This window comes from Phaeovulum sp. W22_SRMD_FR3 (genome assembly GCF_052113705.1).
Taxonomy (GTDB): Bacteria; Pseudomonadota; Alphaproteobacteria; order Rhodobacterales; family Rhodobacteraceae; genus JBGQOG01.
In genome coordinates this window covers 21251-45404 of record NZ_JBGQOG010000019.1, presented here as the reverse complement: position 1 = coordinate 45404, position 24154 = coordinate 21251, and the positions used below count along the sequence as shown (strand labels likewise).

General features: G+C 63.1%; 25 protein-coding genes. 10 read left to right on the top strand and 15 right to left on the bottom strand.

The window, feature by feature from the left end; translation table 11 throughout:
* From ACEN2S_RS18880 to ACEN2S_RS18845, 8 genes are all read right to left on the bottom strand, one after another.
* Nucleotides 1-591, bottom strand: coding sequence for a YIP1 family protein (locus tag ACEN2S_RS18880; protein ID WP_441869102.1), 591 nt, complete (start codon nucleotides 589-591; stop codon nucleotides 1-3).
* Nucleotides 581-1081, bottom strand: a complete 501-nt coding sequence (locus ACEN2S_RS18875; protein ID WP_441869099.1) for a YIP1 family protein — start codon at nucleotides 1079-1081, stop codon at nucleotides 581-583. The genes ACEN2S_RS18880 and ACEN2S_RS18875 overlap by 11 nt, the downstream gene beginning before the upstream one ends.
* Entirely contained in the window at nucleotides 1081-2379 is a 1299-nt protein-coding gene (locus ACEN2S_RS18870) for a SufB/SufD family protein (RefSeq protein WP_441869096.1), read from the bottom strand. Before ACEN2S_RS18870 ends, ACEN2S_RS18875 begins: the two co-directional genes overlap by 1 nt.
* Complete coding sequence (gene sufC, locus ACEN2S_RS18865) at nucleotides 2379-3149, bottom strand: Fe-S cluster assembly ATPase SufC (protein WP_441869093.1); 771 nt, start codon at nucleotides 3147-3149, stop codon at nucleotides 2379-2381. The genes ACEN2S_RS18870 and sufC overlap by 1 nt, the downstream gene beginning before the upstream one ends.
* 9 nt (nucleotides 3150-3158) lie before the next feature.
* Nucleotides 3159-3473, bottom strand: a complete 315-nt coding sequence (locus tag ACEN2S_RS18860; RefSeq protein ID WP_441869090.1) for a heavy metal-binding domain-containing protein — start codon at nucleotides 3471-3473, stop codon at nucleotides 3159-3161.
* Nucleotides 3470-4990, bottom strand: a complete 1521-nt coding sequence (gene sufB, locus ACEN2S_RS18855) for a Fe-S cluster assembly protein SufB (protein ID WP_441869087.1) — start codon at nucleotides 4988-4990, stop codon at nucleotides 3470-3472. The genes ACEN2S_RS18860 and sufB overlap by 4 nt, the downstream gene beginning before the upstream one ends.
* A gap of 67 nt (nucleotides 4991-5057) precedes the next feature.
* Nucleotides 5058-6101: a cysteine desulfurase family protein gene (locus tag ACEN2S_RS18850; protein ID WP_441869084.1), complete on the bottom strand. Its 1044-nt coding sequence runs from the start codon at nucleotides 6099-6101 to the stop codon at nucleotides 5058-5060.
* Complete coding sequence (locus ACEN2S_RS18845; RefSeq protein WP_441869082.1) at nucleotides 6098-6556, bottom strand: Rrf2 family transcriptional regulator; 459 nt, start codon at nucleotides 6554-6556, stop codon at nucleotides 6098-6100. Before ACEN2S_RS18845 ends, ACEN2S_RS18850 begins: the two co-directional genes overlap by 4 nt.
* A 208-nt stretch (nucleotides 6557-6764) precedes the next feature.
* Between ACEN2S_RS18845 and ACEN2S_RS18840 the strand changes: the two genes are divergently transcribed.
* Genes ACEN2S_RS18840 through ACEN2S_RS18825 form a run of 4 tightly spaced genes read left to right on the top strand, consistent with a single transcriptional unit; the run spans nucleotide 6765 to nucleotide 8645 of the window.
* Nucleotides 6765-7424: an alpha/beta hydrolase gene (locus tag ACEN2S_RS18840; RefSeq protein ID WP_441869079.1), complete on the top strand. Its 660-nt coding sequence runs from the start codon at nucleotides 6765-6767 to the stop codon at nucleotides 7422-7424.
* Nucleotides 7421-7687: a hypothetical protein gene (locus ACEN2S_RS18835; protein ID WP_441869076.1), complete on the top strand. Its 267-nt coding sequence runs from the start codon at nucleotides 7421-7423 to the stop codon at nucleotides 7685-7687. The genes ACEN2S_RS18840 and ACEN2S_RS18835 overlap by 4 nt, the downstream gene beginning before the upstream one ends.
* Nucleotides 7684-8298 carry an HD domain-containing protein gene (locus tag ACEN2S_RS18830; protein WP_441869073.1) on the top strand — a complete coding sequence of 205 codons (615 nt, stop codon included), beginning with the start codon at nucleotides 7684-7686 and terminating at the stop codon, nucleotides 8296-8298. Before ACEN2S_RS18835 ends, ACEN2S_RS18830 begins: the two co-directional genes overlap by 4 nt.
* A 2-nt stretch (nucleotides 8299-8300) precedes the next feature.
* Nucleotides 8301-8645: a hypothetical protein gene (locus tag ACEN2S_RS18825; RefSeq protein WP_441869070.1), complete on the top strand. Its 345-nt coding sequence runs from the start codon at nucleotides 8301-8303 to the stop codon at nucleotides 8643-8645.
* A 75-nt stretch (nucleotides 8646-8720) separates the two neighbouring features.
* On the opposite strand, the gene ACEN2S_RS18820 is transcribed toward ACEN2S_RS18825, so the two are convergent.
* The gene (locus ACEN2S_RS18820; RefSeq protein WP_441869067.1) at nucleotides 8721-9386 is read right to left on the bottom strand and encodes a hypothetical protein; all 666 of its coding nucleotides are present in this window, start codon (nucleotides 9384-9386) and stop codon (nucleotides 8721-8723) included.
* 128 nt (nucleotides 9387-9514) lie between these two features.
* Here ACEN2S_RS18820 and ACEN2S_RS18815 point away from each other — a divergent pair, with 128 nt between their 5' ends.
* Nucleotides 9515-10729, top strand: coding sequence for an NADP-dependent isocitrate dehydrogenase (locus ACEN2S_RS18815; protein ID WP_441869064.1), 1215 nt, complete (start codon nucleotides 9515-9517; stop codon nucleotides 10727-10729).
* 195 nt (nucleotides 10730-10924) lie between these two features.
* Here the strand turns inward: ACEN2S_RS18815 and ACEN2S_RS18810 are convergent, their stop codons facing one another.
* The gene (locus ACEN2S_RS18810) at nucleotides 10925-11176 is read right to left on the bottom strand and encodes a hypothetical protein (protein WP_441869061.1); all 252 of its coding nucleotides are present in this window, start codon (nucleotides 11174-11176) and stop codon (nucleotides 10925-10927) included.
* A 525-nt stretch (nucleotides 11177-11701) separates the two neighbouring features.
* Between ACEN2S_RS18810 and ACEN2S_RS18805 the strand changes: the two genes are divergently transcribed.
* The 4 genes from ACEN2S_RS18805 (at nucleotide 11702) to typA (ending at nucleotide 15341) form a co-directional block, all read left to right on the top strand.
* The gene (locus ACEN2S_RS18805) at nucleotides 11702-12304 is read left to right on the top strand and encodes a YitT family protein (RefSeq protein WP_441869058.1); all 603 of its coding nucleotides are present in this window, start codon (nucleotides 11702-11704) and stop codon (nucleotides 12302-12304) included.
* Between the two features lie 129 nt (nucleotides 12305-12433).
* A complete protein-coding gene (locus ACEN2S_RS18800) occupies nucleotides 12434-13069 on the top strand; it encodes a YitT family protein (RefSeq protein WP_441869055.1) in 636 nt (211 codons plus the stop codon).
* 48 nt (nucleotides 13070-13117) lie between these two features.
* The gene (locus ACEN2S_RS18795) at nucleotides 13118-13453 is read left to right on the top strand and encodes a DMT family transporter (RefSeq protein ID WP_441869052.1); all 336 of its coding nucleotides are present in this window, start codon (nucleotides 13118-13120) and stop codon (nucleotides 13451-13453) included.
* Nucleotides 13454-13523: 70 nt separating this feature from the next.
* Nucleotides 13524-15341, top strand: a complete 1818-nt coding sequence (typA, locus tag ACEN2S_RS18790; RefSeq protein WP_441869049.1) for a translational GTPase TypA — start codon at nucleotides 13524-13526, stop codon at nucleotides 15339-15341.
* 117 nt (nucleotides 15342-15458) lie between these two features.
* On the opposite strand, the gene ACEN2S_RS18785 is transcribed toward typA, so the two are convergent.
* From ACEN2S_RS18785 to recA, 4 genes are all read right to left on the bottom strand, one after another.
* Nucleotides 15459-16256 carry a class II glutamine amidotransferase gene (locus ACEN2S_RS18785; RefSeq protein ID WP_441869046.1) on the bottom strand — a complete coding sequence of 266 codons (798 nt, stop codon included), beginning with the start codon at nucleotides 16254-16256 and terminating at the stop codon, nucleotides 15459-15461.
* A 195-nt stretch (nucleotides 16257-16451) separates the two neighbouring features.
* Nucleotides 16452-16748 carry a DUF1330 domain-containing protein gene (locus ACEN2S_RS18780; protein ID WP_441869043.1) on the bottom strand — a complete coding sequence of 99 codons (297 nt, stop codon included), beginning with the start codon at nucleotides 16746-16748 and terminating at the stop codon, nucleotides 16452-16454.
* Nucleotides 16745-19408, bottom strand: a complete 2664-nt coding sequence (gene alaS / locus ACEN2S_RS18775) for an alanine--tRNA ligase (protein WP_441869040.1) — start codon at nucleotides 19406-19408, stop codon at nucleotides 16745-16747. The genes ACEN2S_RS18780 and alaS overlap by 4 nt, the downstream gene beginning before the upstream one ends.
* A 452-nt stretch (nucleotides 19409-19860) precedes the next feature.
* Nucleotides 19861-20928 carry a recombinase RecA gene (gene recA, locus ACEN2S_RS18770; RefSeq protein ID WP_441869037.1) on the bottom strand — a complete coding sequence of 356 codons (1068 nt, stop codon included), beginning with the start codon at nucleotides 20926-20928 and terminating at the stop codon, nucleotides 19861-19863.
* A gap of 262 nt (nucleotides 20929-21190) precedes the next feature.
* Between recA and ACEN2S_RS18765 the strand changes: the two genes are divergently transcribed.
* Entirely contained in the window at nucleotides 21191-21784 is a 594-nt protein-coding gene (locus tag ACEN2S_RS18765) for a hypothetical protein (protein WP_441869035.1), read from the top strand.
* Here the strand turns inward: ACEN2S_RS18765 and ACEN2S_RS18760 are convergent, their stop codons facing one another.
* Nucleotides 21785-24073 (bottom strand): ATP-binding response regulator, encoded by a 2289-nt coding sequence (locus tag ACEN2S_RS18760; protein ID WP_441869240.1) that lies wholly within the window; start codon nucleotides 24071-24073, stop codon nucleotides 21785-21787.
* Nucleotides 24074-24154 lie beyond the last annotated feature (81 nt).

Below are 24154 nucleotides of genomic sequence, written 5' to 3'. Positions count from 1 at the left end.
TCACATCTCCAGCGCCGGGAAACCCAGCAAGGACAGAAGGAAACTCAGCGCCAGCGCACTGATGAAAATCGTGCCCAGAATGCCCAGAAAAATCAGCGGCAGCTTTTTGAACCCGTGCAGCACCGCCACCACCTGCGTCAGCAACCAAAAGAACAGCCCCACCGAGGCGATGCCGGCCAGCGTCGCCACCAACGGAAACAGCACCATCATCACCAGCTGGACGGCTTGCAGGATCAGCAGGATGAACTCGATCCAAACGACCAGCAACAGCGCGTCGGCTGCCTTGCCCGTCCCGCGAAACATGCGGCCGACGACGGTGACGGCAGCCACCGTGTAGCAGATCATAAGCCCTTGAATCAGCAAGAGCCTGAGCGGTGATGTCGTCGCCCAGGTGAAGGCTGACTCCATGGGAACCGGAAACAGGATATTGGCCAGATGCCCGATCAGCGCCGACAGAACGGTGACCGCCGCCGCCGCCAGAACCCGCGCTTCCAGGCTGGGCGCCAGCGCCAGGATCTGCGCAAAGGTCACCTTCGGCGCGCGGAAACTCTCGCGGACCAAGGGCATCAATGATGCAAAACTAAGCTCCATCCACGTGCTCCCCGCCCAATGCCGATAGTCGCAAACCGCTGATCCAAAACCAGGCGAAAACGCAAAAAACCAAGGCCCCGGTCAGGGTCAACTGCGGCCCGCCACCGATGAAGCCCGACACCAGGCCCTGCAAAAGCATCAAGGGCGATGCCGCCAGCAAGGCCCAGAACAAAGCCACGCGGGCGCCGTAGAAATCCAGCCGTCCCCAAATGAGCTTTGCCACATAAGCACTTGCCCCGGCGAGCAAATAGAAAACCGGCACCAGGACCAGCATCCCCAGGGCCGCGCCCAGCATGCGCTGACCAAGCGGCACCTCGGGGGCGAAATGCGCGTCCCGCGCCATCCCGGGCCAGAGGGCGATAAAGCCGACGATCAGCGCCGCGATCAGATAGCCGAGCGGCCGATCCTCGCGCCGCGGTGCCGCAAGGATCCGCGCCAGAACCCGGCGCGGACCCCGATAGGAGGCCAGAATATCATCGCTGACCGCCATTACCGTCTCCGGGCCAGCCAGCCTTCCAGACGGTCGACAATCTCGGCCTGCAACGCCTCATCCTCGATCTCGGCGATCGTATCGGCGAGGAAGGACAGCACCAAAAGCGAAATCGCCTCTTCCTGCGGCACGCCGCGCGAGCGCAGGTAGAACAGCGCCGTCTCGTCGATCGCGCCGGTGGTCGAACCATGCGAGCATTTCACGTCATCGGCATAGATCTCAAGCTCCGGCTTGGCGAGGAACTGGCTGTCCTCATCAAGCAAAAGCGCTTGGCTGATCTGATAACCATCGGTCTTTTGCGCGCCCTGTTTGACCCAGATCTTACCTTGGAAAACGCCGGTAGCGCCATGTTTCAACACCTTTTTAAAGACCTGACGGCTTTCGCCGCGCAGACCCGCATGGGTGATGAAAACCGTATCGTCATGGTGGAAGCTGCCCGAATGGCCATCGCCCAGAGCCGCCCCCGCGATATGCGCCACCGCATCATCGCCGAGCATGTCGATCACCGCTTCGTTGCGGGTCATCACGCCATTGGCAGTCAGCGTAAAGCTCTTGAACAGCGCGCCGGTGCCGATCCGTGCAAAGATATGCGTGGCGGCCTGACGCTCGCGGTCGCGGCCCTGGCTGCGGATATGGTGGAACTTGCCGCCCTCAGCCACATCCACTTCCAGCACATGGTTCCAGCGCGCGGCGGCGGCACCCGTCTCGATCAGCGTCAGCTCGGCCCCGGCTTCAATCTTGACGCAGTGGTGGAGATAGCTGTCAGAGGTACCTGAAATATGGTTGTAAATCAGATGCACCGGCTTGGTGACCACACGCGTCACGCGCAGCAAAACGCCCTCTTGCGCGACAGCGGTGTTCAGCGCGGCCAAGGGCCGGTCCACCGGTTTTTGCCCCGAGGCTTCCAGCACCCCGTAAAGGCCCTGCGCCCAATGCAGATCCAGCGCCTGCACCGAAGACAGGAGCTCAACCCCGCTGCCCGCCAGCGCATCCGAAGCTTCCGCATCGAAAACGCCGTCGTTGAACACCAGACGCAACGCCGCGATCTCGGCGAAGAGCGGCGCCTCATCCTGCGTGTCATGCGGCGATGCCGCTGTGGCCGCGGGCGCGGTCAACAAGCTCGGGTCGGTGTAGCGCCAGTATTCATCGCGCTTGCCCGGCAGGCCCATCGCCTGCAGACGCGCCATGGCCTGCGCCCGTGCGGGGGCGGTAAAGCCACCCTCCGGCAGGCTCAGCCCCGTCAGCCGCGCGGCCAGCGCCGCGGCCTTCACCTCGGCCGGTTTCACGGCACCCGCCATCAGAGCACCCCTTCCAGCCCGTTTTCGGCCAGAATCGCGGCATAGCCGTTCTTTTCAACCTCCAGCGCCAGCTCGGGGCCGCCGGTTTTCAGAATGCGGCCATCGGCCATGATGTGCACAACATCCGGTGCGATATGATCCAGGAGACGCTGGTAATGGGTGATGACGAGGAAGGAGCGCCCGGCATCGCGCAAAGCGTTCACGCCATCGGCCACCAGTTTCATCGCATCAACGTCGAGGCCCGAATCCGTCTCGTCCAACACGCACATCTTCGGCTCAAGCATGGCCATCTGCAGGATTTCGTTGCGCTTTTTCTCGCCGCCCGAGAAGCCCACATTGACCGGACGCTTGAGCATATCGGCGTCGATCTTGAGCGCCTTGGCCTTTTCACGCACGACTTTCAGGAATTCACCCGCCGTCAGCTCTTCCTCACCGCGCGCCTTGCGCTGTGCATTCACCGCGGTGCGCAGGAAGGTCATGTTGCCAACCCCCGGAATTTCCACCGGATATTGGAAAGCGAGGAAGAGGCCGAGCGCCGCGCGCTCCTCCGGTTCCATCTCCAAGAGCTCTTCGCCGAGCAGCGTCGCCGAGCCCTCGGTCACCTCATAGCCATCGCGGCCCGAGAGCACATAGGAAAGCGTCGATTTCCCCGAGCCGTTCGGCCCCATGATCGCATGCACTTCGCCCGGGTTGATGGTCAGGTTGACCCCTTTCAGGATCACCTTGTCTTCATCTTCAAGTTTGACGTGCAGGTTCTTGATTTCCAGCATTTTTCTTCCTCAGTCGATCGTGACGGCAGTGCCGGATGCGCTCACCATGAGCATCGAATTGCCGACCACTTCGTAATCCAGGTCCACGCCGATCACGGCGTTTGCGCCCAAGGCCAGGGCGCGCTCTTCCAACTCGCGCAGCGCGGTTTCGCGTGCGTCTTTCAGCTTTGACTCGTAAGCCCCCGAGCGGCCGCCGACGATATCGGTGATCGAGGCGAACAGATCGCGCACCACATTGGCGCCCATGATCGCTTCGCCGGTCACGATGCCGTGGTAGCGGGTGACCGGATGGCCTTCAACGCGGTCGGTGGTGGTAACGATCATCCGACCGACCCTTCCAAAGAAATCGCCACAAGTGCCTGAGCTTCCATGGCAAATTCCATCGGCAGCGCCTGCAGCACCTCACGGCAGAAGCCGTTCACCACCAGCGCCACGGCCTCTTCCTCATCCATGCCGCGGGCGCGGCAATAGAAGAGCTGATCGTCGTCCACCTTCGAGGTGGTCGCCTCATGCTCGACGCGGGAGGATGTGTTTTTCACCTCGATATAGGGCACGGTATGCGCGCCGCATTGATCACCGATCAACAGGCTGTCGCATTGCGTATAGTTGCGGCTGTTGGTCGCCTTCGGGTGCATCGAGACCTGACCGCGATAGGTATTCTGCGCATGTCCGGCAGAAATCCCTTTGGAAACAATGCGTGAGCGGGTGTTCTTGCCAAGGTGGATCATCTTGGTGCCGGTGTCGGCCTGCTGATGATTGTTGGCGATGGCGATCGAGTAGAACTCGCCCTGGCTCTCATTGCCGCGCAGAATGCAGGAGGGGTATTTCCAGGTGATCGCCGAGCCGGTCTCCACCTGCGTCCACATCACTTTCGCCCGGTCACCGCGGCAATCGGCGCGCTTGGTCACGAAGTTATAGATACCGCCCAGACCGTTTTCATCGCCCGGATACCAGTTCTGCACGGTCGAATATTTCACTTCGGCATCTTCGAGGATCACAATCTCGACCACCGCCGCATGCAGCTGATGCGTGTCGCGTTTCGGCGCCGTGCAGCCTTCGAGGTAGCTGACATACGAGCCTTTTTCGGCAATGATCAGCGTGCGCTCAAACTGGCCGGTGTTCTCGGCATTTATGCGGAAATAGGTCGACAGCTCCATCGGGCATTTGGTGCCCTCGGGGATGTAGACGAAAGAACCATCGGAAAACACAGCGGAATTCAGCGTGGCAAAGAAGTTGTCCGACTGCGGCACGACCGAGCCGAGGTATTTCTTGACCAGCTCCGGATGCTCGCGCACGGCTTCCGAAATCGAGCAGAAAATGACGCCGGCCTTTTTCAGCTCTTCCTTGAAGGTGGTGCCCACGGAAACGCTGTCAAAGACCGCATCCACCGCCACTTTGCGCGGCGCGTCCAGCGCGGCCTCCGCCCCTTCGACGCCTGCCAGAATGGCCTGCTCTTTCAGCGGGATACCGAGCTTGGCATAGGTCGCCAACAGCTTGGGATCAACCTCATCCAGGCTTTTGGGCTTGTCGCCCATGCTTTTCGGTTTGGCGTAGTAATACTGGTCCTGATAATCGATCTCAGGGTAGTTCAGCATCGCCCAGCTGGGTTCGGTCATGGTCAGCCAGCGGCGATAGGCCTCAAGCCGCCAGTCGAGCATCCATGCCGGCTCGCCGTTCTTTTCGCTGATCAGCCGAACGATATCCTCGTTCAAACCCTTCGGCGCATATTCCGTCTCAATCTCGGTTTCCCAGCCATATTTATAGCTGCCCATGTTCTGGACGGTCTCGACCGTTTCACGATCTACGCCCTCGCGGACTTCAAGCTCGTCGTCCAATGCCATGTTCTTTTCCATCCTTGCCAGAGGCTTGCGCCCCGTCCTTAAACTATCTTGCCCCTGACGGGGCCCTTCAGGCCGCCCGGCCCCGGTGCTTGCCCCGGGCCGAAAGCCATGCATCCGCAAAGCGCTCCACATCCGCCAGGGTCGTCTGCAACCCCAGTGAGATGCGGATGGCCGAGCCCGCTTCCATCTCGTCATATCCCATCGCGCGCAGCACCCGGCTGGCGCGCACCTTCCCCGACGAACAGGCCGATCCGGCCGAAATCGCGAAGCCTGAGAGGTCAAGCCGCATCACTTGCGTCTCGCCTTTCCAGCCGGGGCTCAGGACATTGAGCGTGTTGGGTAGCCGACTGGCGTTCCTACCCGGAAAGATAACATCTTCCGCGCCAGCTTCCAGTGCCTTTTCTAGAATATTTCTAAGTTCGGCAACCTCGTCCCAGCGACCCGCCGCCAGATCCGCCGCCGCCGCCGCGGCCGCCGCCCCGAAGCCCGCGATTCCAATCAGGTTTTCGGTGCCCGCCCGGCGGCCCATCTCTTGCCCGCCGCCCTTCAGCTGCGCCGCAATTTCGGTGCCGCGCTTGACGATCAGCGCGCCGATCCCCTTCGGACCGCCGAGTTTATGCGCCGAGATCAGCGCCGTCTGACAGCCAAGCCAGTTGAAGGCCAGCGGCACCTTGCCAAAGGCCTGCGTCAGATCCGAGAGCCAGAGCCCCTCCGGCAGATCCTGCATCACCCCGGTTTCCGAATTGGCCAGCTGCAGCGCAGATTGCGCCGGATCCGTCACCGTCACCCGGCCATCGCGGTCCACCGGCAGGGCCGGGCGGCCCCAGCTCAGCACCGCGTCATGCTCGATCTCCGCCACCGCCAGATCACGCCCGGCCATCCCTAGCGCTGCCGCCTCAGTGGCCGAGGAGGTAAAGATGATATCGGCACCATCCGCACCAAGCGCAGCGGAAATCTGCGCCCGCGCCGTCTCGATCAGCCCCTTGGCCGCACGGCCCTCGGCATGGACCGAAGAGGGATTGCCGAACAGATCCATCGCCGCCAGCATCGCCGCCCGCGCCTCAGGCCGCAAAGGCGTGGTGGCGTTATGGTCGAGATAGGTCCGGCTCATTCATCCACCACATGAAACAGGGTCGGCACCGCCGGGCACGGTTTCAGCCCGTTTTTCACCACATCGGCCAGCGTCGTCTGGTGCAAAAACACATAGACCTGCGCCGAGAGGCTCTCCCACAGCCGGTTCGACAGGCTCTGCGCGCGGCTGCCCGAGACGCCACCGGTCGCCCCTGCCCCCATATGCATGGCGGAAACGGTCTCATCCACCGCCTCGAAAATCTCGCTCACCCGGATCTCGGCGGGCAGCCGCGCCAGACGGTAGCCGCCGCCGGGACCGCGCACCGAGGTCACCAGCCCCGCCCGCCGCAGCCGCACGAAGAGCTGCTCCAGATAGGGCAGCGACAGATCCTGCCGTTTGGAAATCCCGGCAAGCGAGGTCAGCTCGCCATCCTTGGCGATCGCCAGATCCACCAGCGCCACCATCGCATAACGGCCTTTGGTCGACAATTTCATCGCATTTCTCCCAAACAGCAGGCCAGATGGCCCCGCATTTGCCCCTTGCTTCCGCGTCCAGCATTGACGTGGCACGGAAGGCCGCTTAACTCAGATCACAATCGGCAGACTGCCCCAACGCAGTGCTGCCCCCTACTAGGGGAGCCCAGCGAACCCGTCAACTTTTCCGACGGTGCTGCGAAAGCCCCCACAGCTACAGGCGAGGCTCATGCCCGAAGTTATTTTCCCCGGCCCCGAAGGCCGTCTGGAAGGCCGCTACCACCCCCAGCAGATGCCGGATGCACCGATCGCGATCATTCTGCATCCCGATCCGCAATTTGGCGGCACGATGAACAACCGCGTCGTCTACAACCTGCACTACGCTTTCCATAAGTTGGGGTTCACCGTGCTGCGGTTCAACTTCCGCGGTGTCGGGCGCAGCCAGGGCGAATACGATCAGGGCATTGGCGAGCTGTCGGATGCCGCCTCGGCGCTGGATTACCTGCAGGCGATGAACCCGAATTCCAAGCATTGCTGGGTGGCGGGTTTCTCCTTTGGGGCCTGGATCGGCATGCAGCTTCTGATGCGGCGTCCCGAGATCACCGGCTTCATCTCGGTCGCCCCGCCGGCAAACATGTATGATTTCAGCTTCCTCGCACCCTGCCCGGCCTCGGGTCTGATCATCAACGGCGCCGCCGACCGCATCGCGCCGCCGAAAGATACCCAGACCCTCGTCGGCAAATTGCGCGAGCAGAAGGGCATCACCATCACCCATGAAGAGGTCGAAGGGGCCGACCACTTCTTCAAGGATGACGAGGCGCATATGAAACCGATGATTTCGAGCGTGCAGACCTATGTCCGCCGCCGTCTGACCGAAGGCAGCAGATGAGCTTTATTGACGAGCTGGGGGACGCATTGGCCCGCGACACGCTGGCCGCCGTCGCTGAAACCGGCGATGCCTCGCTGGTCAATGAAGTCTCCAAAGTGCTGGGGGCCGCCTCGCAAACCATGCAGGAGGCCTTCATGACCTCGATCCGGGTGCGGATGGCTGAGGTCAAGGCGCGCGAATATCTGGCCGCGCGCCTCGCCACGGCGCGGGCAGAGGCCGAAACCATCGACCGGGAATTCATCTCGCCCGAAAGCGACGCATGAGCATCGTGCAGACCCCGCCGCCGAACGATGCAGCGCAGAGCCGCCTCGATCAGCAATTCGCCTTCCTGATGGAGGCGGACCGGCTGAAACAGGTGCTGCGCGCGACGACTTTGGCCGATGGCTCGCGCCGGGAAAACTCGGGCGAGCACAGCTGGCATCTGACGCTTTATGCGCTGGTGCTGGCCGATCAGGCGGGCCCCGGGGTGGACATCTCGCGCGTGGTGAAAATGCTGATCCTGCATGATCTTGTCGAGATTGATGCGGGCGACACACCGATCCACGGCGCGCATGACGCGGCCCTGCAAGCCGCCAAGGAAGCCGCCGCCGCTGACCGTATTTTCGGATTACTTCCCAAGGATCTGGAGGCTGAACTTCGCGCGATCTGGGAAGAGTTTGAGGCGGCCGAGACCCCGGATGCGGTCTTTGCCAAATCGCTCGACCGGGTGCAGCCGGTGCTGCACAACATCGCCTCCGGCGGTGGCACCTGGATCGAATACAACGTGACCGCAGCGCAGCTGGAATCCCGCGTTGGCGCCAAGGTTGCCCGCGGCGCGCCGCGCCTCTGGCCCTATGTTCAGGCGAAAACCGCCGCATTTTTCAAAGGCAGATAGACATGGCCGCCCGCATTTACAAACCGACGCTGACCAATGCCGAAGTGAAGACCTTGCTGGAGGACGGCCCAGTGAAAGTGGCCAGCCTCGATGATCTGGAGCATCTGGCGCCCCGCCTCGAAAAGCTCGATGAATGGGTGCATACGATGGAGGTCTGGGAGCTGCGCGAGGACCGCGAAATCGGTCAGATCGACGTGGCGATCATGGGCCTCGATGGCGAGGACGATTGGGAAATTCCGATGGAACCCAAGCGGATGCGGCTCATTCTGCTCGATAAGATCGCCAAGATGCGCGCCACTGGCAAAGCCTATCGGATGGAGCTGTGGATGGGCGAATATTCCAGCTGAGTGCTCCGGCCCTGCGGGGCCGCAAAGGCGCGGTCGGGCCAATCTGGCCCGCCGCATTCCCCGCTCCGGCGCGATTTACGGCAGGCTTTTGCCCGCCCGCAGCTGCGCCCAGGCCTCGGGCGCGCCGCGCCCCTGATCCATCCAATTCAACACCGCACAGGCCGAGCGGGTGTAAACCGGCCCTGCCCCTTTTGGTTTCGACAAAGCCACGAATTCCGCCCGGGTTTTCGGCAGCGCCATCTGCGCCACGGCGGCGCAATCTGCACGGCGGTTCTTAGGATAGCCCACCGATCTCGAGATCACCGTCGCCAGCCCCTCATCAAACCAGTTCGGCAGGCGCCGCGCCCCGCCCAGTTGCAACCCCAAGGCCGCGGCCATCTGCGTGTGCACATGCTCATGCAGATAGGTTTTGTCATCGGCAAAGGCCTTGGAGGAGATCTGCGTCAGCAAGGGGCCATAGGTCAGCGCCCGACTGGTGATCCGGTTCGCCGCGTCACAGGCGGGCGTCACGCAGACCTGCCACATCGGCGCCACCCGCAGCGCGCCGAAATGCTGCGCCACGCCGGCCTCGGCAGCGGCAATCCGCCGACGGATCGCCGTGCGCTGGGCGGAACTCGCCGCCGCATCGACATAGACCCGCTGCGACAGCGCCACCATGCCGCGCGGAATTCCCTGAGATGCTGCCGGAATCGGCAAAAAACCGATGGAAGACAGCGCGATTATGGTGATGATCCTGTTCATGCGACTGATCTAGTGCATCCCCGCGCGAAAAACAGCGCCAATACAGTATACATCTGCATACCGCACTTCCCAATACGCCGGATTTCCGCTATGCACGCGGCAATCGACTCCAACATCAAGAGGGCCTCATGTCGAAGATCAAGGTAGCCAACCCCGTCGTCGAACTCGACGGCGATGAAATGACCCGGATCATCTGGGATTTCATCAAACAAAAGCTGATCCTGCCCTACCTCGACATTGACCTGAAATATTACGATCTGGGCATCGAAGAGCGCGACCGCACCAACGACCAGATCACCATCGACTCGGCCGAGGCGATCAAGAAATACGGCGTCGGCGTCAAATGTGCGACGATCACCCCGGATGAGCAGCGCGTTGAGGAATTCGGCCTCAAGCAGATGTGGAAATCGCCGAACGGCACCATCCGCAACATCCTCGGCGGCGTGATCTTCCGCGAGCCGATCATCTGCAAGAACGTCCCGCGTCTGGTGCCGGGCTGGACCCAGCCGATCGTGGTGGGCCGTCATGCCTTTGGCGACCAATACCGCGCCACCGATTTCCGCTTCCCGGGCAAAGGCACCGTGACGCTGAAATTCGTCGGCGACGACGGCGAAGTGATCGAGCGCGAAGTGTTCAAAGCACCGGGCGCCGGCGTCACCATGGCGATGTACAACCTGGACGAGTCGATCATCGACTTTGCCCGCGCCTCGATGAACTATGGTCTGGTCAAGGGCTGGCCGGTCTATCTCTCGACCAAGAACACCATCCTGAAAGCCTATGACGGCCGCTTCAAGGATCTGTTCGCCAAGGTCTATGCCGAAGAATTTGAAGACAAATTCAAAGCTGCGGGCATCCATTACGAGCACCGCCTGATCGACGATATGGTCGCCTCGGCGATGAAATGGTCGGGCGGCTATGTCTGGGCCTGCAAAAACTACGATGGCGACGTGCAGTCGGACACCGTGGCGCAGGGCTTTGGCTCGCTCGGGCTGATGACCTCGGTGCTGATGACGCCGGATGGCAAGACGGTGGAAGCGGAAGCGGCACATGGCACCGTGACCCGTCACTACCGCCAGCACCAGGCGGGCAAACAGACCTCGACCAACTCCATCGCCTCGATCTACGCCTGGTCCGGCGGGTTGAAGCACCGCGCAAAACTCGACGACAACGCGCAGCTGCTGCGCTTTGCCGAGACGTTGGAAAAGGTCACCGTGGCCACCGTCGAAGACGGCTTCATGACCAAGGATCTGGCGCTGCTGGTCGGCCCGGATCAAAAATGGCTCTCGACCATGGGTTACCTCGAGAAAGTCGATGAATATCTGAACAAAGCGCTGGTGGGCTGATCCCACCCCGCCATCAGATGTCAAAGGGCCAGCAGAGATGCTGGCCCTTTTTCATGGGGTTATGCCTCAGGCGCGCCCTCTGCACTTTGCCTGATGACAAATATCCCCCGCGGAGCGTCCGGCGGTCACAATAAGCGCGCCGGTCAGTGGGACGCGTCAACGCCCCCAATTCACCCCCAGATCAGGGGCCCCGCATCAGGGCCACTGCCGCAGCCGCAGGTCGCGGCTATCGGCGGGGGGTGCCGCACTGCGCGGCAGGCCGATGTCGCGCCGCAGGTGATCGGGCAGCGCCACCAGTGCTTTTTCGGGATCGCCCTGCCCGCGCAGCAACGCCAGCAGTGCCGCGCGCAGCACCTTGCCCGCACCATGTGCGGCAAGCACGCTTTCGATACTCGGAATGGTCGGCAGCACGGGGGCAGCCCCCCGCATGAGATGGGAGTCGGTCATTTGGTATCCGGGCGCCACGCGCACCGGCCTTTCTGATAAAATGAACCCCAGATTCCGGACGCGAAAGCCCGGACAGAGGTCAGCTGTGGTTGAGAAGAAGGGCCCTCAGGCCCGGGGCTTTCAGCCGCGTTGGTTTCGCGGTGAAACGGCGCGCAGAGCATCCCGACGCGGGGTGGCCGATCGCAGGGTGGCGGATCGCGGGGTGCCCGGTCGCGGGTTTACCGACGGGGCAGCGCCCTGACCTGAGCCCGCGGTCCGGGCTTTGCCCTGAACCATGGCCTGACCGGCGGCAGCGGCGGGCTGTGCAAAATACGTGGTCATGATGCGCCCTCCGATGCTGGTGCTGATGCGACAATGTGCGGCAAGATGCCACGGGTTCTCCCTTCTGCCAAGCCTGTTTGTGCGCAAATTCCCACCGGGGTGCGGCGGGGCATCTGCGGGAGCCTCCGGCGGGGATATTTCACCCGAAGCAAGCCCCCTGTCTGGCCCCTTTACGCCCGGGGGCGGGGCTGGCATGTAGGGCGGATGAGCGAACCCCAGAACCACAGCCTGATCGACGATGCCCAGGGCCTTGTCTTTGGCGCCACAATGGCCAGTTTCGGCATCCTGATCCTCACCCATCTCGGCTTTGTCACCGGGCAGACGGCGGGGGCGGCGGTGCTGATCTCCTATGCCACCGGCTGGGGTTTCGGGCCGGTCTTCTTCGTGATCAACCTGCCTTTCTACTGGCTGGGCTACAAACGCATGGGGCTGCGGTTCACCATCAAGACCTTTGTCGCCGTTGGGATCCTGTCTGTGCTGACCACGGTCATGCCCGGATGGGTCAGCTTTGCGCATCTGGCGCCGGGCATGGGGGCGGTGCTGTTTGGTTTCATCTCGGGGGCGGCGCTGATGGCGCTGTTCCGGCATGGCGCGAGCCTGGGCGGGATCGGGATCGTGGCGCTCTATCTGCAGGACAAGACCGGGTTTCGCGCGGGCTACACGCAGCTGATCTTTGACGTCTGCCTGTTTGCCGTGGCCCTGATGCTGCGCGAGCCGGTGACCGTGGCCTGGTCATTTCTCGGCGCGCTGGTCCTGAACCTTGTGATCGCGATCAACCACCGCAAGGACCGCTATATCGTCACCTGAGCCGGACCGTCACCTGAGCCGTGGCCGGAGCCACCCCGCGCCGTCGCGCGCCGGAGCCATGCGTTTGGCGCAGTGGCGCCATGCAGCGCGAGCATTGGACCGGCGGGCTGCGCCGTGCGAAAATAGGTCATGCAAGCTGACCTTACTCATACCGCCATCACCGCCACGCCCGCCCGCCGCTATACGCTGCTGGAGGATGCGCAGGGTCTGGCCATATCCACCGTGCAATGCGCGCTGGGGATCCATCTTCTGCGCGCGGCGGGGCTGGTCACCGGCGGCACGGCGGGGCTTGCCCTTCTGATCGCCTATGCGACCAGTTGGAATTTCGGCAGTGTGTTCTTTCTGGTCAACCTGCCCTTCTATGCCCTCGCCTGGATGCGCAAAGGGCCGGTCTTTGCGGTCAAAAGCTTTGCCAGCGTCACGCTGGTCTCGACCCTGGCCGAGGCCCTGCCGCATTGGCTGGTGATCGACCATCTCAACCCGGCGATTGCGGCGGTGTTGTTCGGGGTCTGCGCGGGCGTCGGGCTGCTGGGTCTGTTCCGGCATGGCTCCAGCCTCGGCGGCGTCTCCATCGTGGCGGTGATCGTGCAGGACCGCTGGGGGATCCGGGCGGGCTGGGTGCAGATCGGCTATGATGCGGTGCTGTTCGTGATCTCGCTCGCGGTTCTGGCCCCGGAAAAGGTGGTCTGGTCGCTTTTGGGGGCAATGATCCTCAATCTTGTCATCGCGCTGAATCATCGGCGGGATTGGTATGTCGTCAGCTGAGGCAGAATCGGCTATGAGCAGCCCGAACCCTGCCGCCGGAGGCGCACCATGCTGAAGACTTATATCTACCTGCTCGTGGCGGTGCTGTTTGAGACCTTTGGCTCAACCTGCCTGCAGGCCAGCCAGCAATTCACCCGGCTTTGGCCGTCACTGGGGGTGATCGTTGGTTTTGCGGGCGCCTTCTATTGCTTTACCCATGTGTTGAAAGTACTGCCTCTCGGCATCACTTACGCGCTGTGGTCGGGCATCGGCATTCTGCTGATCACCGCCTCCGGGCGGCTCTTCTTTGGACAAAAACTGGATCTGGCGGCCATGGTGGGCCTTGGTTTCATCATCGCCGGTATCCTTATCATCAACCTTCTGTCGAAATCCTCGGTGCATTAGCCCCTATAAGGCTGGCCAAACGGGGCGTTTTCGACTATGCGCGGCAGCGCAGCATAAAACGGCGGATAAAATGGACCTTCGCAATATCGCGATCATCGCACACGTTGACCACGGCAAGACGACTCTGGTGGACGAGCTTCTCAAGCAATCGGGCACCTACCGGGAGAATCAGGCCACGGCGGAACGCGCCATGGACAGCAACGACATTGAGCGTGAACGCGGGATCACCATCCTGGCGAAATGTACCAGCGTCGAATGGAAAGGCATCCGCGTGAACATCGTGGATACGCCGGGCCACGCCGATTTCGGCGGTGAGGTCGAGCGCATCCTGTCGATGGTCGATGGCGTTTGCCTTCTGGTCGATGCTGCCGAAGGCCCGATGCCGCAAACAAAATTCGTGCTGTCGAAAGCGCTCGCCCTCGGGCTGAAGCCGATCGTGGTGCTGAACAAGGTCGACAAACCCGCCGCCGACCCGGAAAACGCGCTGAACGAAGTGTTCGATCTCTTCGCCAACCTCGGCGCCAGCGACGAACAGCTCGACTTCCCGCATGTCTATGCCTCGGGCATCGGCGGCTGGGCCGACCGCGAACTGGACGGCCCGCGCAAGGATCTCTCGGCCTTGTTCGACCTGATCGTTGAGCATGTGGAAACCCCGAAACAGGTGGCGCAGTCGGGCGAAGCCTTCTCGATGCTGGCCACCACGCTTGGCGCTGACCCGTTCATCGGCCGTCTGCTGACCGGCCGCGTTGAAACCGGCACGCTGAAAGTCGGCGACAGCCTGAAAGCGTTGAGCCGCACCGGCGAGCGTCTCGAGCAGTTCCGCGTCACCAAGATCCTGGCTTTCCGTGGTCTGAGCCAACAGCCGATCGACGAAGCGGTGGCGGGCGATATCGTCTCCATCGCCGGGATGACCAAAGCCACCGTCGCCGATACGCTTTGCGATCTGACGCTGGATGCGGCCCTGCCCTCGCAGCCGATCGATCCGCCGACCATCTCGGTCACCTTCGGGATCAACGACAGCCCGCTGGCCGGCAAAGACGGCAACAAGGTGCAGTCGCGCGTCATCCGCGAGCGTCTGATGAAGGAAGCCGAATCGAACGTCGCGATCCGCGTGGAAGACACGCCGGGTGGTGAAGCGTTCATCGTCTCGGGCCGCGGCGAATTGCAGATGGGCGTTCTGATCGAGAACATGCGCCGCGAAGGCTTTGAGCTGTCGATCTCGCGTCCGCGCGTGATCTACAAGGACGAAGGCGGCCAGCGCATGGAGCCGATCGAAGAAGTCATCGTCGATGTGGATGATGAATATTCGGGCGTCGTGATCGAGAAACTGACCGGGCCGCGCAAAGGCGATCTGGTCGAGATGCGCCCGGCGGGCCATGGCAAGACCCGGGTGGTCGCGCATGTGCCCTCGCGCGGTCTGATCGGCTATCATGGCGAGTTCATGACCGACACCCGCGGCAACGGCGTGCTGAACCGGATTTTCCACAGCTGGGCCCCCTATAAAGGCCCGATCCAGGGCCGTCGTCAGGGCGTGCTGATCTCGATGGAGAACGGTACCACCGTGGCCTTCGCCCTGTGGAACCTGGAAGACCGCGGCAAGCTGTTCCTCGGCGCGCAGGAAACCGTCTATGAGGGCATGATCATTGGCGAGCATTCGCGCGACAACGATCTGGAAGTGAACCCGCTGAAGGGCAAGAAGCTGACCAACATGCGCGCCTCGGGCACGGATGAAGCGGTGCGGCTGACCACCCCCACCCGGATGTCGCTGGAAGAAGCCATCGCCTATATCGACGACGACGAGCTGGTGGAGGTGACGCCGAAGAACGTGCGTCTGCGCAAGCGCTTCCTCGACCCGCATGAGCGCAAACGTCAGGCGAAATCGGCCTGATCTGAGGGCGGAACCGGGGGCTCTGCCCCCGGACCCCCGGGATATTTCAGACGAAGCAATGTGAAAGGGCGCCTCCTGTTGGGGGCGCCCTTTTCGTTTGAGAGGGTGGCAGCTGGCTCAGGCGGCGGCTTGCGCCAGCGCGCCGGGGGCAAAGGGCACGCTGGTGACCTTCTTGCCTTCAAAGGTGTAAAAGGCGTTCTGAGCGAGTTCTTCCCAGCCGCCCTCTTCGGTTTCCAAGGGTTCCGAGACCACGGCGCGGCCGCGACGGCTGTCGGACCAGCGGTGATAGAGCGAAGGCGCCTGATTGTCGGAGGCATAGCGCACCGCGTAAAGGCGGGTGCCGTCGGACAGGGCACAGGTCAGGCGCAGATGCGGCCCGGCGCCGCGCAGGCGGCTCAGCGCTTCCATCTTGGCGCAGGCGCGCTCCATTGCGGCTTTGGGATCGGCCTCGAGCCCCTCGCCGAGGGCAACGAGGAACAAGGCCTCGCTGTCGGTGGCGCCTTTGCGATGGGGATAATAGGTGTCGGGGATCAGCATCTCGGCATCGCGGCGGAAGGCCTCATAGCCGCCGATCTGGCCGTTGTGCATGAAGCTCCAGCGGCCCACCGCGAATGGATGGCAATTGTTGCGGCTGGTGGCGGTGCCGGTCGAGGCACGGACATGCGCCAGAAACAGGCCGGATTTCACCTGGGCGGTCAGCGATTTCAGATTGGGGTCGGACCAGGCGGGCATCACATCGCGGTAAAGCCCCGGCTCGGCCCGCTCGCCATACCAGGCGAGGCCGAAGCCATCGGCATTGATCGCCGTGTGGCATTGGGTGGCGCAATGGCTTTGATGGATCAGTGAATGGCCCGGACGGCTGATGATTTCATCCAGAAAGATCGCTTGCCCGATATAGGCCGCCCAACGACACATGGTTCTCTGCCCCCTTCGGGATTGACGCTGCCCCGAATGCTACGCTTGTCACGTTAACGACATGATAGCGCCCGTCAGCGTCCTCCGGAAGGCGGCATCTGCAGCATCCGGCGGCAATCACGCGGATTTTCACCGGGCGCGCAAGAAAAAGGCCCGCCGAAGCGGGCCTTGTCCGTCGCGCGGGCAGTGCGGCGCTCAGGCGTTCTCTTCCACGATCACCAGATCGCGTTCCGCCGCACCGATCGCATGGCTGAGCGCCGCCTGATACTCGGCGCTGTGGTAGCAGGCTTCTGCGGCTTCAAGGCTGGGGAAGCGCGCGACGACATTGCGCGCGCGCTCATTGCCCTCCAGCTGTACATAGCGGGATGCGCGGGCGAGAAAGGCACCGCCATGGGCGGCAATCGCCGGACCGGCAAGCGCTGCATAGCGGCCATAGGCCTCGGCATCGGTCACCGTAACATGGGCGATCCAGAGAGCGGTGGGCGTGGTCATGCGGGAACTCCTTCCATCAGAACGGCTTCGGCAGCGGCAATCGCCTCTGCAGATTTCGAGGCATCGGCACCCCCGGCCTGCGCCATATCGGGACGGCCACCGCCGCCCTTGCCGCCAAGCGCTTCGGCTGCGGCCTTGACCAGCGCCACAGCCGAGATGCGGGCGGTGAGGTCTGCGGTAACGCCCGCGGCCACCGCCGCCTTGCCGCCGGTATCGGCAACGACCAGCACGGCGCCGGACCCGATGCGGGATTTCAGCTCATCGACCAGCGCGGGCAGATCCTTGCCCGAGACACCGGAAACCACCTGCGCCATGAACTTCACGCCGTTGATTTCCTTGGCTTCTGCCGCCGTGCCGCCCGCGCCGCCCATCGCCAGTTCGCGGCGCAGTTGCGCCACTTCATTGGCGAGCGCCTTGCGCTCTTCCACCAGCGCCCGCACACGCTCGACCGCCTCCGGCACCGCGGTCTTCAGCAGACCCGCCACCTCGGCCAGACGCTGCGCCTGCCCGTTGAGATAGGCGAGCGCCCCGGTGCCGGTCAGCGCCTCGATCCGCCGCACGCCGGCCGAAGAGGCACTGTCGCCCAAAAGGACAAAGGCGCCGATGTCGCCGGTGCGCGCCACATGGGTGCCACCGCAGAGCTCCAGGCTGTAGGTGGCGCGATCCGCACCCTTGCCCGAGCCTTCAAGACGGCCCATCGAGACCACGCGGACCTCATCACCGTATTTCTCTCCAAACAGCGCCTGCGCGCCGAGGCCACGGGCGTCATCCGGGGTCATGATCCGGGTGTCGACCGCAGTGTTCTGGCGGATGAATTCATTCACCTCCAGCTCGACCTGCGCCAGCTCTTCGGGCGAGAGGCCCTTGGAATGGCTGAAGTCAAAGCGCAGACGGTCCTCGGCGTTGAGCGAGCCCTTTTGCGCGACGTGATCGCCGAGCGCCCGGCGGAGCGCCTCATGCAATAGGTGGGTGGCCGAGTGATTGGCGCGGATGGCCGAGCGGCGGGCATGATCCACCACCAGTTTCGCCGCCTGTCCCTTGGCAATCTCGCCCATGGTCACCGTGGCGATGTGGATAAAGACGCCCGCCACCTTCTTGGTGTCGGTGATCTGCGCCATCCCGGTCTCGGTCTGGATCGTGCCGGTGTCACCCACCTGCCCGCCCGACTCGCCGTAGAACGGCGTCTGGTTGACGACGATCTGCACCGTGTCACCGGCTTTGGCGACCTCGGCCCCGTCTTTCACCAGCGCCAGCACCTGCGCCTCGGCGGTCTCGGTGTCATAGCCGAGGAATTCGGTGGCGCCATGCGTCTCGGCCAGCTCAAACCAGATCTTGGCATCCGAGGCCTCGCCCGAACCCGACCAGGCCGCGCGTGCCTTGGCCTTTTGCTCGGCCATGGCGGCGTCAAAGCCCTGGGTTTCGACTTCGCGGCCCTTCTCGCGCAAAGCATCCTGCGTCAGGTCGAGCGGGAAGCCATAGGTGTCATAGAGTTTGAACGCGGCAGCGCCGGGCAGCGGCGCGCCCTCGGGCAGGTCTGCCAGCTCGTCATCGAGGAGTTTCAGACCACGGTCCAGCGTTTGCTTGAAGCGGGTCTCCTCCAGCTTCAGCGTCTCTTCGATCAGGCTCTGCGCCCGGCCCAGCTCCGGATAGGCACCGCCCATCTGCCGCACCAGTTCCGAGACCAGTTTGAACATCACCGGATCTTTCGCGCCCAGCATATGCGCATGCCGCATCGCGCGGCGCATGATCCGGCGCAGGACATAGCCGCGGCCCTCGTTCGAGGGCGTCACGCCATCGGCGATCAGGAAAGAGGTCGAGCGCAGGTGATCGGCGATCACCCGGTGATGCACCTTGCCCGGACCATCGGGATCGTTCGAGGTGGCATGGGCCGAAGCCTCGATCAGGCTGCGCATCAGATCGGTGTCGTAGTTGTCATGCTTGCCCTGCAACAGCGCGCCGATCCGCTCCAGCCCCATGCCGGTGTCGATCGACTGCATGTCGAGGTCGCGTTTGGTGCCGTCTTCGAATTGCTCGTATTGCATGAAGACGAGGTTCCAGATCTCGATGAAACGGTCGCCATCTTCCTCGGCCGAGCCCGGAGGGCCGCCCCAGATCTTGTCGCCGTGATCATAGAAAATCTCGGTGCAGGGGCCGCAGGGGCCGGTGGGGCCCATCATCCAGAAGTTGTCATTCGTCGGGATGCGGATGATCCGGTCATCCGAGAGGCCCGCGACCTTTTTCCAGATGTTCGCCGCCTCATCATCGGTGTGATAAACGGTGACCAGCAGCTTGTCCTTCGGGATGCCGAATTCCTGTGTCAGCAGGTTCCAGGCAAAGGGGATCGCCTCGGTCTTGAAATAATCGCCAAAGCTGAAATTGCCCAGCATTTCAAAGAACGTGTGGTGGCGCGCGGTATAGCCCACATTGTCCAGATCGTTGTGCTTGCCGCCCGCGCGGACACATTTCTGCGCGGTGGTGGCGCGTTTGTAATCGCGGGTCTCGACGCCGGTGAAGCAGTTCTTGAACTGCACCATGCCGGAATTGGCGAACATCAGGGTCGGGTCATTGCGCGGGACGAGGGGGCTCGAGTCGACCACGCGGTGGCCGTTTTTCTCGAAATAGCCGAGGTAGGTCGATCGGATGTCGTTCAAGCTGGGCATGTCTGGGGCCTTTATGGGCAATTTCGCCTTTCCGTTTAGCGCCCGGCCCGGTCGCTGTCCAGAAAGTCCCGCAAATCAGGTGCATCTTGCGGGGTTTCTGCGGTGTCACGCCGCCGGGCAGCACCTGGTGATGCCGCACCTGCGGCCACCTTGCCCCGCCGCACCGTTCCGCCATCGCATCTTCCGCCATCCGATCTTCCGCCCCAGGCCCTTCGGACACCGAATTTTGGGCACCGCATGTCCGGCTACTGTAATTTCCGGCACCGTATCTCCTGCCACCGCAGATTCCGACACAGCGTTTCCGGGCTCTCTGATCAGCCTCCGCCTGACCGGCGGCGAGGATCACAGAGCGTCGCACACGGTCTGTGACCACCACGACACGCCACGAAAACATGAAAAAGGGCCGCGCTGACGCCAGCGCGGCCCGATCCATCATCGCAACACAGCGGTGCTTATTCTTCCATCACGGCTTCATCGCCATCCGTCGCCGTGAAATCAAGCCCGTGGCTCGCGCGGATCTTCTCTTCGATGATTGCCGCCGTTTCCGGGTGATCGCGCAGGAATTGCTTGGCATTCTCACGCCCCTGCCCGATCCGCTCATCGCCAAAGGAATACCAGGCGCCGGATTTATCCACGACACCGGCCTTGACCCCAAGATCGACCAATTCGCCGACCTTCGAGATGCCCTCGCCATACATGATGTCAAATTCCACCACTTTGAACGGCGGTGCCACCTTGTTCTTCACCACCTTCACCTTGGTCGAGTTGCCCACCACCTCGTCCCGATCCTTGATCGAGCCGGTGCGGCGGATGTCCAGACGCACGGAGGCGTAGAATTTCAGCGCATTGCCGCCGGTCGTGGTTTCCGGTGAGCCGAACATGACGCCGATCTTCATCCGGATCTGGTTGATGAAGATCACCATGCAGTTCGAGCGGCCGATCGAGGCGGTCAGCTTGCGCATCGCCTGGCTCATCAGACGCGCCTGGCTGCCCATCTGCATGTCACCCATATCGCCTTCGATCTCGGCTTTCGGCGTCAGAGCCGCCACCGAGTCCACGACCACGAGGCTGACGGCACCGGAGCGCACCAGCGTGTCGACGATCTCCAAAGCCTGCTCGCCCGTATCGGGCTGCGAGATCAGGAGTTCGTTCAGATCGACGCCCAGCTTCTTGGCATATTGCGGGTCGAGCGCATGCTCGGCATCCACAAAGGCGCAAACGCCGCCCTTTTTCTGCTCTTCCGCCACCACATGCAGCGTCAGCGTGGTTTTACCCGAGCTTTCCGGCCCGTAGATCTCGATGATCCGGCCCTTGGGCAGACCGCCGATCCCGAGCGCGATGTCGAGGCCAAGCGACCCCGTCGAGGTCGCCTCGATGTCCATCACGGCATTATCCGCACCGAGCTTCATGATCGAGCCCTTGCCGAATTGCCGCTCAATCTGTGCCAAGGCCGAGTCGAGGGCCTTTTGCTTGTCCGCGTTTTTTTTATCGTTCATGTCAAAAAGGCTCGCCGTTGCCATGCTTTCTATCCTTATTCCACAGCCAAGCAGCGGGGGCAATCTTTGCTTGGCCTTCAGAATGTTCCCGTCCCGTTCTCACCTCTATGAGGCCAAAACAGGAACATTGCAACTGCTTTCGCACGGGCGTAGCCCTTGCCATGCTTTTGCCGCAGGAACCCGGCATTGACCCTGCGGCAGGAAGGCGGTTCCCCCGGCACCGATTTCCGTATAGCCACTCCCTACGGGCCCTTTGGGCCAAAGCCTGCGCGAGGATTGAGCACCAATGCTTATTTTCTGGGACCAAAAACTGGTCTTTCTGGCCACGCCAAAAGCGGGATCGACCGCCATTGAAATGGCGCTTGAATCACTGGCCAGCGTTGCTTTGCAACGCCCCGCCCCCCTCAAACATCTGACGGCAGCGGCCTATCATGCACATATGGCACCGCTGCTGGCGCAAAGCGGGGGCACGTCCTTCACCACCGTGGCGCTGATCCGCGAGCCCCTGGGCTGGCTGCGCAGCTGGTACCGCTTCCGCCAGCGCGACGATTTCGAGGATCCGGATCACGCGGTGCAGGGCGTCAGCTTTGAGCAATTCGCCCGCGATTACATGGCCGAGACACCGCCCCCCCATGCCGCGATCGGCACCCAGGCCGCCTATCTGACCGATGCCGAGGGGCGGCGGAATGTCGATCAGATCTTCCGCTATGAAGAGATCGAGAATTTCGTGCATTTTCTGGAGGACCGGCTGGATTGCGCGATCACCCTGCCCTGGGTCAACGTGCCGCCCAAGGCCGATGTGGCGCTGAGCGCCGAGACGGAAGCCGCGCTGCGGCGGCACATGGCACGGGATTTCGCGCTTTACGACGCGGTCGGCTGATCAGAGCCCGTCGAGCCGGTTCTGCACCGTCGCCGTCAGCTCGCTCAGCGAAAATGGCTTTGGCAGGAACACCGCATTCGGCACCGGCTCGCGCCCATCCGAGAACACATCCTCGGCATAGCCCGAGACAAAGACCACCGCCGTGCCGGGGCGCTGTTTCAGCGCTTCGCGCACCCAGCTCGGTCCGTCGAGGCCCGGCATGATGACATCGGTCACAAAGATGTCGATGTGCAGCGCATCATCCTGCAACAGCTCCAGCGCATCCTCGGCGCATTCCGCCTCAAACACCGTGTAGCCGCGCAGTTTCAGCGCCCGGCTGGCGAAGGCCCGCACCGGCGCCTCATCCTCCACCAGAAGCACGGTGGCGGCGGTGCTTTGCGCGGGGGCCGCAGGCAGGCTGCGCCGCGCGCTGTCCTCATCCACATCCGGCTCGGCCAGGAGGTCATGCGAGGGGATGTAGAGCGTGAAGCAGCTGCCCGACCCCACCACCGAATCGCAGAAAATATAGCCGCCGGTCTGTTTGACGATGCCATAAGCCGTCGAGAGGCCCAGCCCGGTGCCCTCGCCCGTGCGTTTGGTGGTGTAGAAGGGTTCGAAAATCTTGGTCAGCTTGTCGGGCGCGATGCCGACACCTTCGTCGATCACCCGCACCACGACGTAATCACCGGGCTGCACCGCCGCGCGGTCGCGCTTCAGCTCATCGGTCAGATGCAGGTTCTGCGTCTCGATCCGGATCTCGCCGCCCTGCGGCATCGCATCGCGCGCATTCACCACGAGGTTCATGATCACCTGCTCCAGCTGCCGCTTGTCGGCGCGGATCAGCCGCAGATCGGGGTCATGTTTGAGCGAGAGCCGCACCCGCTCGCCCACCAGACGGTTCAGCAGATGCGTCAGATCGGACATGGTGTCGCGCAGATCAATGATCCGCGGCTTCAGCGTTTGCTTGCGCGAAAAGGCCAACAGCTGCCCGACAAGGCTGGCCGCGCGGTTGGCATTCTGGCTGATCTGGTCAAGGTCGGCAAAATCCGGATCGCCCTTGTCATGCCGCAGCATCAACAGGTCGCAATGGCCCGAGATCGCGGTCAGCAGATTGTTGAAATCATGCGCCACGCCCCCCGCCAGCTGGCCAATCGCCTGCATCTTCTGGCTTTGGACAAACTGCGCTTCCAGGGTTTTCAGCTGCGTCGCATCCGAGAGCACCGCCACCAGACCCGGCCGCCCCTCATCGACCACGCGTGCGAGGGTGACCTGCAAGAACACCTCCTGATCGCCCCGATGCGCGCGCAGCACTTCCGGCCGCCGCTCGGCACGGCCCGCGATGGCATCTGCCAGCCAATCGCTGACCGGACGCCCCAGCCCTTCCATCAGCTCGACAAAATTCGCCTCGGGGCCGAGGTCGCCCAAGAGGCCGCGTGCCGCGCGGTTGGCGGCCAGAATCCGGCCATCCGCCGTCAGCCGCAGCAAGGCCACCGGCAGCGCGTCGAACGAGGACGGATCCGTCGCCGTCGCGCGCCCGGTCACCATCGGCAAGAGGTACACCTCCTGCCGCCCGCCCGAGGCGTCGATCTCGGCGATCACGCAGCGGACCGAGCCGTTGACCGTGGTCACCTCATGCTCCTCGCCTGAGCGCAGCGGCAGATCGGTAAAGATCCGGTCCAGCGTGCGCACCCGCTCGCCCACCAGACGCCGCAAGGCCTCGTTCATGAAGAGGATGGTGCCGTTCTTCGAGGCGGTCAGCATCGGCAGGCTGATGGTTTCCGCCCCCTTGCCGCCCGAGGGCCGCTCGGCCATATCCTCGAGCCGCCACAAAAAGCCCTCGTCGCCGATCTGATGCACCGAGAGGCGGACATGGCCGCGCCGCGTCACCAGATCTTCGCGCGCATTGCCCAAGGTGGCCGCCTTGTTCTGCAGCCGGTAAAGCACCGCGCCGGGGTTGGCGAAAATCTCGCCCAAAGCGCGGGTCAGCGACTGCCCCCCGCGCGAGCCGAACCGCTCGACCGCGGCGCGGTTCTGAAAGCCGATGCCGCCGTCGCTGTCGGTGGTGAAACTCGGCGCCGCGTCATTGGCGATAAAGGCCGACAGCTGATCCTGAAACGCCGCCCGGGCGCGCGCGTGACGGGCCGACAGCCCGCGCAGCATCGCCGCCAGTGTGAGAAAGGTCCCGGCGAGCGACAGCGCCACGAACATCAGCACCTCAGCCTCGGAAACCAAGGCTATCGCCAGCGAAACGACCGCCGCGACCACCAGCCAGATCGCCCCCGAAGAGGTGGCAAGGGCCGTGCGGGTCATCGGTTGCGGAGACAGCGCCGGATGCGTCACTCATAGCCCTCCTTCAGAATCGAGCCTCTGCATTCGGCCGAAAAATGCTTA